The 15,287-nt window shown below is 67.3% G+C and carries 14 protein-coding genes; 8 read left to right on the top strand and 6 right to left on the bottom strand.

The features are described from left to right. Positions 1-95: 95 nt before the first annotated feature. Together ligB and metK are read right to left on the bottom strand one after the other, a co-directional pair. Complete coding sequence (ligB, locus tag HALO32_RS03915) at positions 96-1,778, bottom strand: NAD-dependent DNA ligase LigB (RefSeq protein WP_151442482.1); 1,683 nt, start codon at positions 1,776-1,778, stop codon at positions 96-98. 93 nt (positions 1,779-1,871) lie between these two features. Further along, positions 1,872-3,092, bottom strand: coding sequence for a methionine adenosyltransferase (gene metK / locus HALO32_RS03920; RefSeq protein ID WP_151442483.1), 1,221 nt, complete (start codon positions 3,090-3,092; stop codon positions 1,872-1,874). A gap of 231 nt (positions 3,093-3,323) precedes the next feature. Between metK and tkt the strand changes: the two genes are divergently transcribed. Further along, complete coding sequence (tkt, locus tag HALO32_RS03925; protein WP_151442484.1) at positions 3,324-5,330, top strand: transketolase; 2,007 nt, start codon at positions 3,324-3,326, stop codon at positions 5,328-5,330. 79 nt (positions 5,331-5,409) lie between these two features. On the opposite strand, the gene HALO32_RS03930 is transcribed toward tkt, so the two are convergent. The 3 genes from HALO32_RS03930 to HALO32_RS03940 form a co-directional block, all read right to left on the bottom strand. Then, entirely contained in the window at positions 5,410-6,462 is a 1,053-nt protein-coding gene (locus tag HALO32_RS03930) for a class I fructose-bisphosphate aldolase (RefSeq protein WP_151442485.1), read from the bottom strand. 129 nt (positions 6,463-6,591) lie between these two features. Beyond that, positions 6,592-6,981, bottom strand: a complete 390-nt coding sequence (locus HALO32_RS03935; RefSeq protein WP_151442486.1) for an Hsp20/alpha crystallin family protein — start codon at positions 6,979-6,981, stop codon at positions 6,592-6,594. Positions 6,982-7,022: 41 nt separating this feature from the next. After that, positions 7,023-7,475: an Hsp20/alpha crystallin family protein gene (locus HALO32_RS03940; protein ID WP_151442535.1), complete on the bottom strand. Its 453-nt coding sequence runs from the start codon at positions 7,473-7,475 to the stop codon at positions 7,023-7,025. A 166-nt stretch (positions 7,476-7,641) separates the two neighbouring features. Here HALO32_RS03940 and HALO32_RS03945 point away from each other — a divergent pair, with 166 nt between their 5' ends. The 5 genes from HALO32_RS03945 to fba all read left to right on the top strand — a co-directional run bounded on the left by HALO32_RS03945 (position 7,642) and on the right by fba (position 12,211). Continuing rightward, entirely contained in the window at positions 7,642-8,016 is a 375-nt protein-coding gene (locus HALO32_RS03945; protein WP_151442487.1) for a CidA/LrgA family protein, read from the top strand. Further along, positions 8,009-8,719 (top strand): LrgB family protein, encoded by a 711-nt coding sequence (locus HALO32_RS03950; protein ID WP_151442488.1) that lies wholly within the window; start codon positions 8,009-8,011, stop codon positions 8,717-8,719. The genes HALO32_RS03945 and HALO32_RS03950 overlap by 8 nt, the downstream gene beginning before the upstream one ends. A gap of 74 nt (positions 8,720-8,793) precedes the next feature. Then, positions 8,794-9,858, top strand: coding sequence for a type I glyceraldehyde-3-phosphate dehydrogenase (locus HALO32_RS03955; RefSeq protein ID WP_151442489.1), 1,065 nt, complete (start codon positions 8,794-8,796; stop codon positions 9,856-9,858). Between the two features lie 38 nt (positions 9,859-9,896). Beyond that, a complete protein-coding gene (locus HALO32_RS03960; RefSeq protein ID WP_151442490.1) occupies positions 9,897-11,063 on the top strand; it encodes a phosphoglycerate kinase in 1,167 nt (388 codons plus the stop codon). An 83-nt stretch (positions 11,064-11,146) separates the two neighbouring features. Further along, on the top strand, positions 11,147-12,211 hold the full coding sequence (gene fba / locus HALO32_RS03965) for a class II fructose-bisphosphate aldolase (RefSeq protein WP_151442491.1): 1,065 nt from the start codon (positions 11,147-11,149) through the stop codon (positions 12,209-12,211). A 65-nt stretch (positions 12,212-12,276) separates the two neighbouring features. Here the strand turns inward: fba and HALO32_RS03970 are convergent, their stop codons facing one another. Continuing rightward, positions 12,277-12,921 (bottom strand): histidine phosphatase family protein, encoded by a 645-nt coding sequence (locus HALO32_RS03970; RefSeq protein ID WP_225809731.1) that lies wholly within the window; start codon positions 12,919-12,921, stop codon positions 12,277-12,279. A 203-nt stretch (positions 12,922-13,124) separates the two neighbouring features. Here HALO32_RS03970 and HALO32_RS03975 point away from each other — a divergent pair, with 203 nt between their 5' ends. Together HALO32_RS03975 and HALO32_RS03980 are read left to right on the top strand one after the other, a co-directional pair. Next, positions 13,125-14,162 carry a sodium:calcium antiporter gene (locus HALO32_RS03975; protein ID WP_151442492.1) on the top strand — a complete coding sequence of 346 codons (1,038 nt, stop codon included), beginning with the start codon at positions 13,125-13,127 and terminating at the stop codon, positions 14,160-14,162. Positions 14,163-14,263: 101 nt separating this feature from the next. Beyond that, positions 14,264-15,286, top strand: coding sequence for a LacI family DNA-binding transcriptional regulator (locus HALO32_RS03980; protein ID WP_151442493.1), 1,023 nt, complete (start codon positions 14,264-14,266; stop codon positions 15,284-15,286). The last annotated feature ends 1 nt before the right edge of the window (position 15,287 follow it).

The raw sequence follows: 15,287 nt of genomic DNA on the forward strand, positions 1-15,287 counted from the left end.
TGAGGCGAATAGCCCGCTATTTAACGAATCAGATCGAATGAAGTTGGCCGAAAGACCGGCTTTCGCAGTAGATCAGCGTTAAGTCCGACAGGCTCCTAGAAGCCATCGATGCCGGCTTCACCCAGTTGCCGCGCCAGCGCCTGCACAAAAGGATCCCCGAAGAAGTCGACCTGTGCCGCGGCGCGAACGGGTCCCACCCCAGGCAGCGCCGCCCAGTCGCGGTGGTCATATTGGCTCAGGGTCGCCCAGTCCGCCGGCAGGGTGGCCTCGACACCTGGCGGCACACCCAGCGCCTGAAGCCAGCGGGGAAACGCTGCCGCTCGCGCCGTCTCGAAAGCGGCCACCAGGTCGCCGGCTCGAATTTCGCCGATGCCGTGGGCGCGGCGCAACGCCCGTTCGTCCAGGGCCAGCCAGTCGAGCAGGCCAGTGACCAGTCCCGCCTCGACCAGGGCCTGCCAGGTGCCAGGCCCCACGCCGGGCAGGTCGAGCCCGTTCGGCCCACCCAGCCAGACGAGACGCTCGAGAAACTGCGCCTCACAGCCCGGTCGCAGTCGGAGGCAGCTCAGGGCGTGGTAGTCCGCCGCATCGGGCGGAGCGATTGCCGGGCGCTCGACGGCTCGCCAGGCCACCCCTTCCAGCCGGGGAATCGTCAGGCCGGCCAGGGCGATCACTATCTGGTCACCGGGGCGGATATCGAACTCGTGCCAGCGGGCCAGCGACCCCAGGCCCACCCGGCGGATCGTCCGGCCTTCCAGTTCCACGGGGTGCAGGTGCAGCAGCGGGGTAATGCGTCCGGTACGGCCGATGCGGAACTCGACGCCACGCACCTCGGTGAGCGCTTCCCTGGGCGGATGCTTCCAGGCCGCCGCCCATGTCGGCGGCTCGGCCCGCCACGCCTGTAAGGGCGGGCGATTACCCTGGCGCAGCACCACGCCATCGGTGGCAAAGGGCAGCGGGCCGCGGTACCAGCGCTCCCGCCACCGCGCCACCTCCTCCAGGCGCTCTACCGGTTGTGTCAAGGCGACGGTCTCGCCGAACCCCAGGCGTCCAAGCGCCTCGAGTCGGTCGCGCATCGTCGCCGGGCCACCCGGCCAGTCCCACACGAAGAGACCGATGCGGCCTGCTGCGTCGTCTTCCAGCACATCGCGAGCCATCAGCCCGGCCACCTCGCTGCGTGCCCCGGCCGTGCCCGCCTCGGCCTGGACATGATCCGTCAGTCGCCGATGGAGCTCACCCTGCAGGATGGCATCAATCGCCTCCGGCAGCCGCGCGGGGACCGACGGTATGCGGCGTGCGGCTGCTGTCCAGTCCTGGCCATGATGACCGTCCCCGCGGCTGATCGCTCTCGTCAGGCGCCCCTGCTCATAGACCAGAGTCACCGCTACGCCGTCCACCTTGGGCTGCACCCAGACATCGTCACGGCGCACCAGCCAGCGGCGCACTGCGGCCTGGTCGGCAAGCTTGGCGAGCCCGGTCTGAACCACGGGATGGCGAACCGGGCCGGCCGGACGAGCGTCCTCGGGCGTGCCGCCCGCAAGCGCCGCGGGAAAGCAACGCTGCCAGGCGAAGAGGCGCTCACGGGCCTGGTCATAGACGTCATCGGAGACCCGCGACTCGCCCCGACGGTAATAGGCATCGTCCCAGCCAGCCAGTCGCTCGGCCAGGGCGGTGATCTCGCGCTCGGCACGTTCGCCGGACCAGTCGGGACAAGCCACGGCAAGGGAGGGGGTCAGTGCGATGGAGGCGGCCAGCAGCCAACTGGCCAGATAGCGGGACATCAGGGCAGCTCCCACCCAGGGACTCCCCTGACCATAGCAGCAGGCCCCGCATGGCGCTGCCAGCGGGGCCTGTCATTGCCTGTAGGCGATTTCCTACAAGCCGGCGGCCTGGCGAAGCGCGTGGGCGCGGTCGGTCCTCTCCCAGGGGAAGGCCGTGAAGGTTTCGGTATGTTCCTCGCCCCGGGTGTCGGTCCAGGTATAGGAGGTTTCGAAGGGCTCACGACCGAAGTGACCATAGGCCGCGGTCAGCTGATACATGGGATGCAGCAGGTCAAGCATGCGGGTGATGGCATTGGGCCGCAGATCGAAGTGCTCGCGCACCAGTTCGATGATTCGCGCGTCGTTCACCCGACCGGTACCGAAGGTGTTGATGGAAACCGACGTCGGCTCGGCCACGCCGATGGCGTAGGAGACCTGGATCTCGCACTTGTCGGCGAGACCGGCAGCGACCAGGTTCTTGGCCACGTAGCGGCCGGCATAAGCCGCGCTGCGATCGACCTTGGAGGGGTCCTTGCCGGAAAAGGCCCCCCCACCATGACGGGCCGTGCCGCCGTAGGTGTCGACGATGATCTTGCGCCCGGTCAGGCCGCAGTCACCCACGGGGCCGCCGATCACGAACTTGCCGGTGGGGTTGATATGGTACTTGGTGGTCGCGGTCAGCCACTCGGCGGGGATTACCTGCTCGATGATCTCGCTGCGCACCATCCTGCGCAGCTCCTCCTGATCGATCTCCGGGTCATGCTGGGTGGAGAGGACGATGGCATCCACAGCGCACGGCTTGCCGTGTTCATCATAACGGAAGGTGATCTGGCTCTTGGCGTCGGGACGCAGCCAGGGCAGCAGGCCGTGCTTGCGCAGTTCGGCCTGACGCTCCACCAGCCGATGGGCGTAATGGATCGGCGCCGGCATGTAGGAGTCGGTCTCGTTGGTGGCGTAGCCGAACATCAGGCCCTGATCACCGGCGCCCTGATCTTCGGGCTTGCTGCGATCGACGCCCTGGGCGATATCCACGCTCTGCTTGCCGATCAGGTTGAGCACACCGCAGGTCTCGCCGTCGAAGCCGACGTCAGAGGAGACGTAGCCGATGCCGGTGATCACCTCGCGCACCAGCGCCTCGAGGTCGACCCAGGCCGAGGTGGTGATCTCGCCGGCAACGATGGCCACGCCGGTCTTGACCAGGGTCTCGCAAGCCACCCGGGCGTGCTTGTCACGGGCGATGATGGCGTCGAGCACCGCATCGGAGATCTGGTCGGCGATCTTGTCCGGATGCCCTTCGGACACGGACTCGGAGGTGAACAGGGAGTATTCGCTCATGGCGTCCTCGGCCCTCTCTCTATCAGCAATAGGCAGTCGCGAAGTCTACACGCTGCGGCCCCCCCGGGCATCCACGATTTGATGCAGGGCCGCAAGTCGGCGACAATAGCGGCCCTGATTCGACCACGCCGCCCGTCCCGCGGCGTCACCCAGCCAGAAGTCACGTCCGGCCACGTCCCCCTGGCCCGTCCGTGTCGTTGCCACCATTCTGCCGCAGGCGAGGAGCACACCATGCCGTCACGTTTCGAACTGGCCAACGCTATACGCGCCCTGTCCATGGACGCCGTCCAGAAGGCCAACTCCGGCCATCCCGGTGCGCCCATGGGCATGGCCGACATCGCCGAGGTGCTGTGGAACGACTACCTCGTCCACAACCCGGCCGATCCGCACTGGCCCGATCGTGACCGCTTCGTGCTCTCCAACGGCCACGGCTCCATGCTGCTCTATTCGCTGCTGCACTTGACCGGCTACGAGCTCAGTCTCGAGGAGCTGCAGAACTTCCGCCAGCTACATTCGAAGACTGCCGGCCACCCCGAGTTCGGCTACGCACCGGGCATCGAGACCACTACCGGCCCGCTAGGCCAGGGGCTGGCCAACGCCGTGGGCATGGCCCTGGCCGAGCGCACCCTGGCGGCCCAGTTCAACCGCCCCGGTCATACCGTCGTCGACCATCACACCTGGTGCTTCGTCGGCGACGGCTGCCTGATGGAAGGCATCTCTCACGAAGTCGCCTCGCTGGCCGGCACCCAGCAGCTCGGCAAGCTGATCACCTTCTACGATGACAACGGCATCTCCATCGACGGTGAGGTCGAGGGCTGGTTCACCGACGACACCGCCAAGCGCTTCGAGGCCTACGGCTGGCACGTGGTGCCCAACGTCGACGGTCACAAGCCGGAGGAGATCAAGGCCGCCATCGAGCTGGCCCGCAGCCACGACGACCGTCCGAGCCTGATCATCTGCAAGACCATCATCGGCTTCGGCGCGCCCAACAAGCAGGGCAAGGAGGAGTGCCATGGCGCCGCGCTCGGCGAGGAGGAAGTCGCCGCCGCCCGCAAGCGGCTCGACTGGCCGCATGCCCCCTTTAACGTGCCCGAGGAGATCTACCAGGGCTGGGACGCCACCGAGGCCGGTCAGGCTCGCCAGGATGCCTGGCAGGAGCGCCTGGCGCGCTATGCCGAGGCCTACCCGGAACTGGCCCAGGAACTCCAGCGTCGACTCAAGGGCAACCTGCCGACCAGCATCACCAGCGAAGCGATGATCGAGGCCGCCCAGGCCAAGGGCGACAGCGTCGCCAGCCGCAAGGCATCGCTGGCCTGCCTCGACGAGCTGGGTCCGCAGATGCCCGAGCTGCTCGGCGGCAGTGCCGACCTGGCCCCCTCCAACCTCACCTTCTGGAAGGGCGCCCAGGCGATCAGCCCCGCCACGCCGGAGGGCAACTACCTGCATTACGGCGTGCGCGAGTTCGGCATGGGCGCCATTATGAACGGTATCGGACTGCACGGCGGCTTCGTGCCCTACGGCGCCACCTTCCTGATCTTCATGGAGTACATGCGCAACAGCGTGCGCATGGCATCGCTGATGGGCCAGCAGGCCATCTACGTCTTCACCCACGACTCCATCGGCCTGGGCGAGGACGGACCCACGCACCAGCCCATCGAGCAGCTGACCACCCTGCGCTCCACGCCGAACCTGGCCACCTGGCGCCCCTGCGACAGCGTGGAGACCGCCGCCGCCTGGGATGCCGCCATCAAGCGCCGTTCCGGCCCCACTGCCCTGGTCTTCTCCCGCCAGAGCCTGCCGCACCAGGCGCGCAGCCAGCAGCAGCTGGCCGATATCCATCGCGGTGGCTATGTACTGAAAGAGAGTGCCGCCAAGGAGAGCAAGGGTACGCCGGAGCTGATCCTGATCGCCACCGGCTCCGAGGTCGGCCTGGCCATGGATGCCGCCGTGCAGCTCGAGGAGCAGGGGCGCACGGTGCGCGTGGTCTCCATGCCCTCCACCGACCTCTTCGACCGCCAGGACGCCGAGTACCGCGAGAGCGTACTGCCACGCGCGGTGACCAAACGGCTCGCCATCGAGGCCGGCCATCGCGACTTCTGGTACAAGTACGTCGGGCTGAACGGTGCCATCGTCGGCATGACCACCTTCGGTGAGTCCGCCCCGGCCGGCGACCTGTTCAAGCACTTCGGCTTTACCGTGGACAAGGTGGTCGCCGAGGCTTCGGCCCTGCTGAGCTAGGTTCACAAGGCAAACCCTCGTCCAACGCAAGCGGGCCCCGCAAATGCGGGCCCCGCTTGCGTTGCCAACCATGATCCGTTCAGGCGAGGGTCACCTCCGGCGAGAGGTAGACGTCCTGAATGGCGTTGAGCAGCTCGACACCTTCGGCCGTGGGCTTCTGGAACGCCTTGCGCCCCGAGATCAGCCCCATGCCACCGGCACGCTTGTTGATCACCGCCGTGCGTACCGCCTCGGCGAGGTCGGAAGCACCCTTGGAGCCGCCGCCCGAGTTGATCAGCCCGGCGCGCCCCAGGTAGCAGTTAGCTACCTGGTAGCGTGCCAGGTCGATGGGGTTATCCGAGGTCAGCTCGTCGTAGACCCTGGCATGGGTGTGGCCGAAGCCGATGTCACGATAGCCGCCATTGGTCTCGGGCAGTTTCTGCTTGACGATGTCGGCCTTGAGCGTGGCTGCCAGATGGTTGGCCTGGCCGGTCAGGTCGGCGGCCACATGGTAGTCGGTGCCGTCCTGCTTGAAGTCCGGGTTGCGCAGATAGGCCCAGAGTACCGTGACCATGCCCAGCTCATGGGCGCGCTCGAAGGCCTCGCTGATCTCCATGATCTGGCGACGACTCTCGTGGGAGCCGAAGTAGATGGTCGCCCCCACCGCCGCGCAGCCCATCTCGAAGGCCTGCTCGACCTGGGCAAACAGCGTCTGGTCATAGATCGCAGGGTAACTCAACGTCTCGTTATGGTTGAGCTTGAGAATCATGGGGATCCGGTGAGCATAGCGGCGCGCCACGGCAGCCAGCCCCCCGAGAGTGGAGGCCACGGCATTGCAGCCCCCCTCGATGGCCAGCTCGACGATGTTGGCCGGGTCAAAGTAGCGGGGGTTCGGCGCAAACGACGCCCCCGCCGAGTGCTCGATGCCCTGGTCCACCGGCAGGATGCTGAGGTAGCCGGTGCCGGCCAGGCGACCGTGGTCGAACAGCGCCTGCATGTTGCGCAGCACGTTCGGGCGGCGGTCACTCTGGGCCATCACCCGGTCGACGAAATCCGCGCCGGGCGGATGGATCGTGTCGACGGGTACGCCTCGGCAGACGTGACCCAGCAGGGTGTCGGCCTCGCTGCCCAGCAGTTTGGTGATATCGCTCATGTCGCTCCTCTCCTTGGTACCGATCAACGCACTGAACCCAGCATAGGGAAAAACCGTACCGAGAGGACGGGGCACATGCAATGCAGGCGCCTACCCGCACCGGGCAGGCGCCTGTGGGTCAGCGTCCGCTCAGGCCGCCTTGACTTCGATGCGCCGCCGGCGGTGGGTCTCCTTGCGGGGCAGCACCAGCTCTACCACGCCCTTGTCGATGCGCGCCTGAATGGCCTCGGCATCGATCTCGTGGCTGAGGGTAAAGCGCCGCGCATAGCGCTGGGCACGAACCTCAGCATAGATCGCGGCCAGCCCATCGGGCATATCGAGTCGTAACTCGCCTTCCAGGCTCAGCACGTTGTTGTCCACCTCGATGTGCAGCGATTCGCGGGTGACGCCGGGCATGTCGGCAATAAGATGCAACGCGCTACCGTCCTCGAAGATATCCACCGGCGGTAGCAGGGTCTCCATCTCCCGCTCGCGGTCGTCCGGCGCCTGGAGAGCATCGTGTCGGGTTACATCGTTCATGTCACTCACCTCCTCGGAAGTACTCGAACACACGACCTGTCTCATGCCGCCTGGATCTCGATGCGCCGCGGCTTGAGCTCCTCACGCTTGGGCAGCACCACCTCGCACACCCCGTCGCGGAAGCGTGCCTCGGCCCGCTCGACATCCAGGCCATCCGGCAGCGCCAGCGTGCGGCTGAATTCGCCATGGAAGCGCTCGCGACGGAAGTCGGTACGCGCTGCCTCGGGCGCAGCCGCGACCTCACGTCTGCCCGACACGGTGAGCACGTTATCCTGGAGGCTGACTTCCAGGTCCTCGGCCGACAGGCCGGCGGCGAACACATAGACCCGCACCGCATCGTCGGTGCGCCCCACATTGATCATCGGGAAGCTGCCGTGGGGCACCGAGCGGATATCCGCAGCACCGGCCTCGGGCAGCATCTCGTCCATCAGTTGCCGGAACCAGTCCCGACCCTGGGTCCGGCCGGTATCGAAACGCCTGAGATCTCCGAACATCACGAACACCTCCTACGCTGATTGACCTTATGAGATGGCCGGGAGATCGCAACGCGCGGCTGACATCGCCCCGGCAATCTGCACAATAGGAGCGCTTCGACGTTTTTCAAGGGGTCTGCGTGCCCCGCCACTCTGCTCACGAAAATGCTTCCAATAAGGACTTTCCATGCCGGCATTGCGCGGCTTTCTCTGGCTGCTGGGCTTCCTGCTGATCGGCGAGATCCTGGTCACGCTCACCGGTCTGCCCGTTTCCGCCGGGGTGGTCGGCATGCTGCTGCTGACGGCCTGGCTGCTGCTCCACGGCGGCGGCTTCGGCGACATCGCCAGCGCCGCACAGCCGTTGATCGCCATGCTGGCAATGCTGATCATGCCGGGCGTAGTGGGTGTCTTCTTCCTCATCGACGAACTCGCCGGCCAGTGGGCGGCGATCCTCGCGGCGCTGGTCGGCGGCACCCTGCTCAGCGTGCTGACCACCCTGTGGCTGATGCGCCGGCTGATGGGAGAGGCGCACCCCGACCCCGCGGATCCCGGCCATGAATGAGCTGCTCGACCACCTGCTGGCCACCCCTATCCTGGCCATCGCCCTGACCCTGGCGGCCAATGTCGCCGGTATTCGGCTGCTCAAGGCCGTTGGCACTCCCGCCTGGTGTCCTCCGGTCCTGGTGGCCTCGCTGCTGCTGGCCGGCGTACTGGCCCTGCTCTCCATCGATTACGCGGACTATCGCCGGGGAGCGGCCTGGCTGATGCTACTGCTGGGCCCCGCCACGGTGGCGCTGGGGTTGCCACTGCACGAGCAGATGCCGCAGATCCGAGCGCTGTGGCGGCCACTGCTGGCCTGTCTGCCGCTGGCAGCACTACTCGCCGCCGCCTATGCAGTGGGCATCGCCTGGCTGCTCGGCGCCCCGCCGGAGACACTCGCCTCGCTGGCCGCCAAGTCGGTCACGGCTCCCATCGCCATCGGCATCACCGAGCAGATCGGCGGTTCGGTTTCCCTGATGATGGGCGGACTGCTGATCACCGGTGTGGCGGCGATCGGCTTCGTCGGCCTGGGTGCACGCCTGCTGGGCATCCATGACGAACGCATCATCGGCTTCGCGCTGGGTCTCAACGGCCACGCCCTGGGCACGGTACACGCCTTCGAGATTGGCCCCGTCGCCGGCGCCTTCGCCTCGCTGGGCATGAGCCTGACCGGCATCGTCAGCGCCCTGCTGCTGCCGCTCGCCTGGCGACTGGTAGGGGCGTAGAGCAGACGCTCGGGGCACAGATGCGCTAGAATTGCCGCCTTGCGCTTCTTGAGCTCGGAGTCTCTGTTACCCCCATGGCCCTTCGCATCGCCATCAACGGTTACGGCCGCATCGGCCAGTGCGTGCTGCGCGCGCTCGTCGAGGCAGAGGCGTCACGCCAGCTCGCGGCCGGTGAGCCGCCCCTGGAGATCGTGGCGATCAACGAGCTCTCGGACCTCGCCACCATCGCCTACCTGACCCGCTACGACACCACTCATGGCCGCTTTCCCGGCAGCGTGGAGATAGCCGGCGATCAGCTGATCGTCAACGGCCGGGACATCCGGGTACTCTGCGAACCCGACCCCACGAAGCTGCCCTGGGCCGAGCTCGGCATCGACCTGGTGCTGGAGTGCTCCGGCAGCTTTCGCGATCGCGCCACCGCCGGGCGTCATCTCGCCTCCGGCGCCGGTCGGCTGCTGTTCTCCCAACCCGCGGAGAGCGACGTGGACGCCACCATCGTCAGCGGCGTCAACGACCATACCCTGGCCGCCCACCACCGCATCGTCTCCGCTGCGTCCTGCACCACCAACTGCCTGGTGCCGGTGCTTACCGTGCTCGACGAGGCGCTTCAGATCGAGCACGGCGTGACCACCACCATTCATTCGGCAATGAACGACCAGCCGGTGATCGACGCCTACCATCAGACCGACCTGCGCCTGACCCGCTCGGCAATGCACTCCATCGTGCCGGTGGACACCGGGCTGGCACGCGGCATCAACCGCCTGATGCCCCATCTGGCCGGGCGCTTCGAGTGCCTGCACGTGAGGGTACCGACCATCAACGTCTCGACCATGGACCTGTCGATCTGCGTGCGCCACGACACCTCGGCTGAAGACGTCAATGCGCTGCTGCGCGAGGCCAGCCGCGGCCGACTCTCAGGACTTCTAGGCTATACCGAAGAGCCGGTGGCCTCGATCGACTTCAACCACGATCCACGCTCGGGTATCGTGGATGCCACCCAGACCCGGGTGGCCGGTGGCCGCCTGGTCAAACTGCTGTGCTGGTTCGACAACGAGTGGGGCTTCGCCAACCGAATGCTCGATGTCGCCCGGCACCTGGCCGCCCTGCCCCCGGCACCGCTCGACACCCCCGAAAGATAACGCCGCCTTCCGCTTTCCCAGACGAGGAACCTGCTTCCATGAACGTGCACAAGATGACCGACCTCGACCTCAGCGGCCAGCGAGTGCTGATCCGTGAGGACCTGAACGTGCCCGTCAAGCACGGCCAGGTAACCAGTGACGCTCGCCTGCGGGCCAGCCTGCCGACCATCCAGTCTGCTCTGGAAGCCGGCGCCCGGGTGATGTTGATGAGCCACCTGGGCCGTCCTACCGAAGGTGAACCGGCCGAGGAGTTCTCCCTGGCGCCGGTGGCTGAACACCTCGGCGAGCTTCTGGGTCGCCCGGTCCGCCTGGTCCGCGACTACCTCGATGGCGCCGTCGACCTCGCCGACGGCGAGGTCGTGCTGCTCGAGAACGTGCGCTTCAATCGCGGCGAGAAGAAGGACGACGAGGCGCTGTCCCAGCAGTACGCTGCCCTCTGCGACGTCTTCGTGATGGATGCCTTCGGCACCGCCCACCGCGCCCAGGCCTCCACCCACGGCGTGGCGCGCTGCGCCCCCACCGCCTGTGCCGGCCCACTGCTGGCCGCCGAGCTCGACGCCCTGGAGAAGGCCCTCGCCACCCCGGCACGTCCCATGGTCGCCATCGTCGGCGGCTCCAAGGTCTCCACCAAGCTCGAGGTGCTCAATGCCCTCTCCGAGAAGTGCGACCAGCTGATCGTCGGCGGCGGCATCGCCAATACCTTCATCGCCGCAGCCGGTTATAACGTGGGCAAGTCGCTGCATGAGGCCGACCTCGTCGATCAGGCCAAGGCGCTGATGGACAGGGTCGAGATTCCGCTGCCCTCTGATGTGGTGGTGGCCACCGAGTTCTCCGAGTCCGCCGAAGCCGTGGTCAAGCCGGTAGACCAAGTAACGGACGACGAGATGATCCTCGATATCGGCCCGGAAACCGCCGGTCGCCTGGGGGGCCTGCTCAAGAATGCCGGCACCATCCTGTGGAACGGCCCGGTGGGCGTGTTCGAGATCGACCAGTTCGGCAAGGGCACCGAGGCATTGTCGCTGGCCATCGCCGAGAGCAACGGCTTCTCCATCGCCGGCGGTGGCGACACCCTGGCCGCCATCGACAAGTACGCCATCGAGGAGCGCGTCTCCTACATCTCCACCGGTGGCGGCGCCTTCCTGGAATACGTGGAAGGCAAGACCCTGCCGGCGGTGAAAGCCCTGGAAGACGCCGCCGCTCGCTGAGGCACCCGCATCCTCATATCCACTATCCGGCGTGGCCGCCACGGCTGCGCCGTCATGACGTCCCATACAGAACAGGTGAATCCATGGCTCTGATCAGCATGCGCCAGCTGCTGGACCACGCCGCCGAGCATGGCTACGGCGTGCCGGCCTTCAACGTCAACAACCTCGAGCAGATGCGCGCCATCATGGAGGCCGCCGACGAGACCGACTCGCCGGTAATCGTTCAGGCGTCCGCCGGAGCCCGCAAGTATGCCGGCGCGCCCTTCCTGCGCCACCTGATCCTGGCCGCCGTGGAAGAGTTCCCGCACATCCCCGTGGTCATGCACCAGGACCACGGCACCAGCCCCGCCGTCTGCCAGCGTTCCATCCAGCTCGGCTTCTCCTCGGTGATGATGGATGGCTCGCTGGGCGAGGATGGCAAGACCCCGATGGACTACGACTACAACGTCGACGTTACTCGCCGCACCGTGGAGATGGCCCATGCCTGTGGCGTCTCGGTGGAGGGCGAGCTGGGCTGCCTGGGCAGCCTGGAGACCGGCATGGCCGGTGAGGAGGACGGCATCGGCGCCGAGGGCAAGCTGGGCCACGACCAGCTGCTCACTGACCCGGAAGAGGCCGCCGATTTCGTCAAGGCCACCGGCGTGGACGCTCTGGCCATTGCCATCGGTACCAGCCACGGCGCCTACAAGTTCACCAAGCCACCCACCGGCGACACCCTCTCTATCCAGCGCATCAAGGAGATCCATGCCCGCATCCCGGAGACCCACCTGGTGATGCACGGCTCCTCTTCGGTGCCCCAGGAGTGGCTGGCGGTGATCAACGAGTTCGGTGGCGCCATCCCCGAGACCTACGGCGTGCCCGTGGAGGAGATCGTCGAGGGCATCCGCCACGGCGTGCGCAAGGTCAACGTCGACACCGACCTGCGCCTGGCCTCCACCGGCGCGGTGCGCCGCTTCCTGGCCGAGAACCCCGCCGAGTTCGATCCGCGCAAGTTCCTCAAGGCCTCCACGGCGGCCATGAAGGAAATCTGCAAGGCGCGTTACGAGGCCTTCGGTACCGCCGGCAACGCAAGCAAGATCACGCCCATCAACCTGGAAGAGATGTTCCTGCGCTACGAGCGCGGCGAGCTCGATCCCCGGGTCAAGTGATCACGACGCGTTGAGCCCCAGGGGCGGCCGCGGGCCGCCTCTCTCGTGTCCGGCGCATGCCTCCCTCAGCGGATCCGGCCGACCACGTCAAGGCCCTCGGCACTCGGCCTGACCACGACGATCTCACCGGACCCGACGCCACCGCCCACCAGAGCAGTGATATTGACCTGATGGGTGACCAGCACCATTGCGCCCTCTCGATCCCAGCCGCGAATCAGGGCGCGAACGGCCCGGGTGCGGTCATCGGCCAGGCCGCGATCGCGAAAGAAGGAGTCCAGCGACGGGGTCGGTACCACCTCGCCGAGCCCAAGCAACCGGGCGGTCTCCAGGCAGCGGCACCAGCGGCTGGAACGCACCCCCGCCACCTCGATGCCCCGCTCACGGAAGCGTTCACCGATCCGTCGTGCCTGCTCACGCCCATCCGCGGAGAGGTTGCGCTGGGTCTCGCACGCCTCGAGACGAAAGCCCGAGGGATCACCGATGCCGGGCGCCAGGGCATGACGCATCAGCGCCACATGCCCACCATCTAACAGCGCCTGCCAGGCCGCGGCCTCACCTTCCGACTCGGCGGCCATGAGCTGACCGGCGAGGAGCATCGACCACAGACAGAGACACCACCCAGCGATGCGGCGACGCCCCCCGAGACTCGGTCCACCCTCGCCAGCAGGTCGGTAGCCCCCGCGCTTGGCGAGAAACACGTCTGGCATCATCTTCATACCTCCATCGAATCGTGGACTGACAACCCGGGAAGGCCACTCGTCGTCGGGTCCACCGCCATCCCTGCCAAGGCGGGGCATAACGGGCTACGCTGGTCGCGATACTGCCAGCCTCCAGGATTCCCCATGGACCGCACACCGATCTTGGCACGCCCGGAGACAAGGGACATCAACGCCAGAGAAGAGAAGAAGACCTCATGATCCCGTTGCTGGGCGAACTGTCCCTCGGCATGGCCTTGCTGCTGTTCGGTGGCTGCACTCTCGTGATCGCCGTTACGGGGACCCGCCTGACCGGTATCGTCGATGACCTCGCCGACCGTACCGGGCTGGGGGAAGCGATCGCCGGCGCGGTGCTGCTGGGCATGTCCACCTCGCTGTCAGGCATGGTGGTGTCGGTCTCGGCGGCGTTCGCCGATCGCCCGACCCTGGCCATGAGCAACGCCCTGGGCGGCATCGCCGTGCAGACGCTGTTCCTGACTGTCGCCGACCTCCTCCACCGGCGCGCCAACCTGGAGCACGCCGCCGCCTCCCTGGGCAACCTGATGCAGGCCGGCCTGCTGCTGTGCCTGTTGTCGCTGGTGCTGGTGGGACGCTTCGCCCCGGAGTGGACCCTTTGGCAGGTGCACCCCGTGACGCCGCTGCTGCTGATCGTCTACCTGTTCGGCTTGCGCCTCGTGGATCGCAGCCGCGACAACCCCATGTGGCACCCCGCCCAGACCCGGGAAACCCAGCCCGACGTGCCCGACGACCGGGCCATGGGGAGCTCGGCAGCACGGCTTTGGCTCTCCTTCGTGGCCCTGGCGGCCATGCTCGGTGTAAGCGGATGGCTGCTGGAGCGCTGTGCTGCAGTGATCGCCGAGCAGACCGTCCTGGGGCAGTCGGTGGTGGGGGCACTGATGACGGCGGTGGTGACGTCGCTGCCGGAGCTGGTCACCTCGGTGGCAGCGGTGCGGCGCGGCGCCCTGACCCTCGCCGTGGCCGGCATCATCGGCGGCAACGCCTTCGACACCCTGTTCGTCGCGGCCTCGGATATCGCCTATCGAGGCGGCTCTATCTATCACGCCATACCCGATACGGTCGCGCTGTGGGTCGCCCTGTCGCTGCTGATGACAGGCATCCTGCTGGTCGGCATGCTCCACCGACAGCGCCAGGGGCCAGCTCATATTGGCTTCGAGAGCGTCGGCATCATCGCTTGCTATCTGGTCGGGGTTTTCGCTCTGGTGCTGGCGCCCTGAGACTAGGGCTATTGCGAGTACCCTGCCCCGGAGGCGTCGGAGTTTGCCCGATGGACCGATCGCAATTAGGATGGGAACGATCCCATGACAACGGCGCTATCATGCCCCGCCCCCCACACCAGCGCACCACCATCATCGAGGTCGCCCGACAGGCCGGCGCTTCCAAGACCAGCGTCTCCCGCTACTTCAGTGGCGAACGCGAGCGGCTCTCCCCCGATCTTCAGGGCCGCGTCGCCGAGGCCGCCCGTCGCCTGGGCTACCGCCCCAATCGGATGGCCAGCGGCCTCAAGGGAGGGCGTTCGCGGCTGATCGGGATGCTGGTGGCGGACATCCGCAACCCCTTCTCGGTGGCGGTGATGCACGGTGTCGAACAGGCCTGCCGCGAGCGTGGCCTGTCACTGATGGTCTGCAACACCGACAATGACCCGGCCCAGGAGCGCGAGCACCTCGCCCTGCTCGCCTCCTACCGGGTCGAGGGCCTGGTGATCAACGCCGTCGGCAGTCCGGACCGCGAGCTGCAGGCGCTGGTCGACCAGGGCACGCCCCTGGTGCTGCTCGAGCGTGAACTGGGCGAGGTGGAGGCCGAAGTGGTGGGCCTCGACAACGCCCGGGCCCTCGACCTGGCCCTGGACCATCTCCAGACCAGGGGGTATGGCGAACTGCTCTACCTGAGCGAGCCCCCGGAGCAGGCCAGCCCCCGCCAGGCACGCCTGATGCGCTTCCTCCAGGGGATCGCGGCACGCGACCTGGTCGGCGAAGTCCATTGCCGTCCCCTCGGCGAGCGCGAGGCCCTGCACCGCGCCATCGGCGACTTCCTGGCCGGCCCCGGCACGGCACCCCGGGCGCTGCTGTGCGCCAACGGCAACGCCACCCTGGCGGCCACCCGGGCCCTGCAGGAACTCGGCGCTCGCCTGGGCGAGACCGGGCTACTGGGCATCGACGAACTCGACTGGTGCGCGCTGGTCGGCCCCGGCATCACCACCCTGGCCCAACCCACCGAGGCGATCGGTCGCGCCGCGGTGGAGTGCCTGATGCGTCGCCGCGAGGCCGGTGAATGCACGACGCCATCACGCCGGGTGCAGTTCCAGGCCAGCCTGATCTCGCGCGGTTCGACCCGCCGCTGAT

The sequence above is a fragment of the Halomonas lysinitropha genome (genome assembly GCF_902500215.1).
Classification (GTDB): domain Bacteria; phylum Pseudomonadota; class Gammaproteobacteria; order Pseudomonadales; family Halomonadaceae; genus Halomonas; species Halomonas lysinitropha.

What these genes read in the sequence shown, in the direction of transcription:
- HALO32_RS03970 (WP_225809731.1), bottom strand. Translation starts at nt 12,921, where the DNA reads ATGATGCCAGACGTGTTTCTCGCCAAGCGCGGGGGCTACCGACCTGCT.
- HALO32_RS03955 (WP_151442489.1), top strand. Translation starts at nt 8,794, where the DNA reads ATGGCCCTTCGCATCGCCATCAACGGTTACGGCCGCATCGGCCAGTGC.
- HALO32_RS03935 (WP_151442486.1), bottom strand. Translation starts at nt 6,981, where the DNA reads ATGAACGATGTAACCCGACACGATGCTCTCCAGGCGCCGGACGACCGC.
- metK (WP_151442483.1), bottom strand. Translation starts at nt 3,092, where the DNA reads ATGAGCGAATACTCCCTGTTCACCTCCGAGTCCGTGTCCGAAGGGCAT.
- HALO32_RS03975 (WP_151442492.1), top strand. Translation starts at nt 13,125, where the DNA reads ATGATCCCGTTGCTGGGCGAACTGTCCCTCGGCATGGCCTTGCTGCTG.
- HALO32_RS03930 (WP_151442485.1), bottom strand. Translation starts at nt 6,462, where the DNA reads ATGAGCGATATCACCAAACTGCTGGGCAGCGAGGCCGACACCCTGCTG.
- ligB (WP_151442482.1), bottom strand. Translation starts at nt 1,778, where the DNA reads ATGTCCCGCTATCTGGCCAGTTGGCTGCTGGCCGCCTCCATCGCACTG.
- HALO32_RS03960 (WP_151442490.1), top strand. Translation starts at nt 9,897, where the DNA reads ATGAACGTGCACAAGATGACCGACCTCGACCTCAGCGGCCAGCGAGTG.
- tkt (WP_151442484.1), top strand. Translation starts at nt 3,324, where the DNA reads ATGCCGTCACGTTTCGAACTGGCCAACGCTATACGCGCCCTGTCCATG.
- HALO32_RS03945 (WP_151442487.1), top strand. Translation starts at nt 7,642, where the DNA reads ATGCCGGCATTGCGCGGCTTTCTCTGGCTGCTGGGCTTCCTGCTGATC.
- HALO32_RS03940 (WP_151442535.1), bottom strand. Translation starts at nt 7,475, where the DNA reads ATGTTCGGAGATCTCAGGCGTTTCGATACCGGCCGGACCCAGGGTCGG.
- fba (WP_151442491.1), top strand. Translation starts at nt 11,147, where the DNA reads ATGGCTCTGATCAGCATGCGCCAGCTGCTGGACCACGCCGCCGAGCAT.
- HALO32_RS03980 (WP_151442493.1), top strand. Translation starts at nt 14,264, where the DNA reads ATGCCCCGCCCCCCACACCAGCGCACCACCATCATCGAGGTCGCCCGA.
- HALO32_RS03950 (WP_151442488.1), top strand. Translation starts at nt 8,009, where the DNA reads ATGAATGAGCTGCTCGACCACCTGCTGGCCACCCCTATCCTGGCCATC.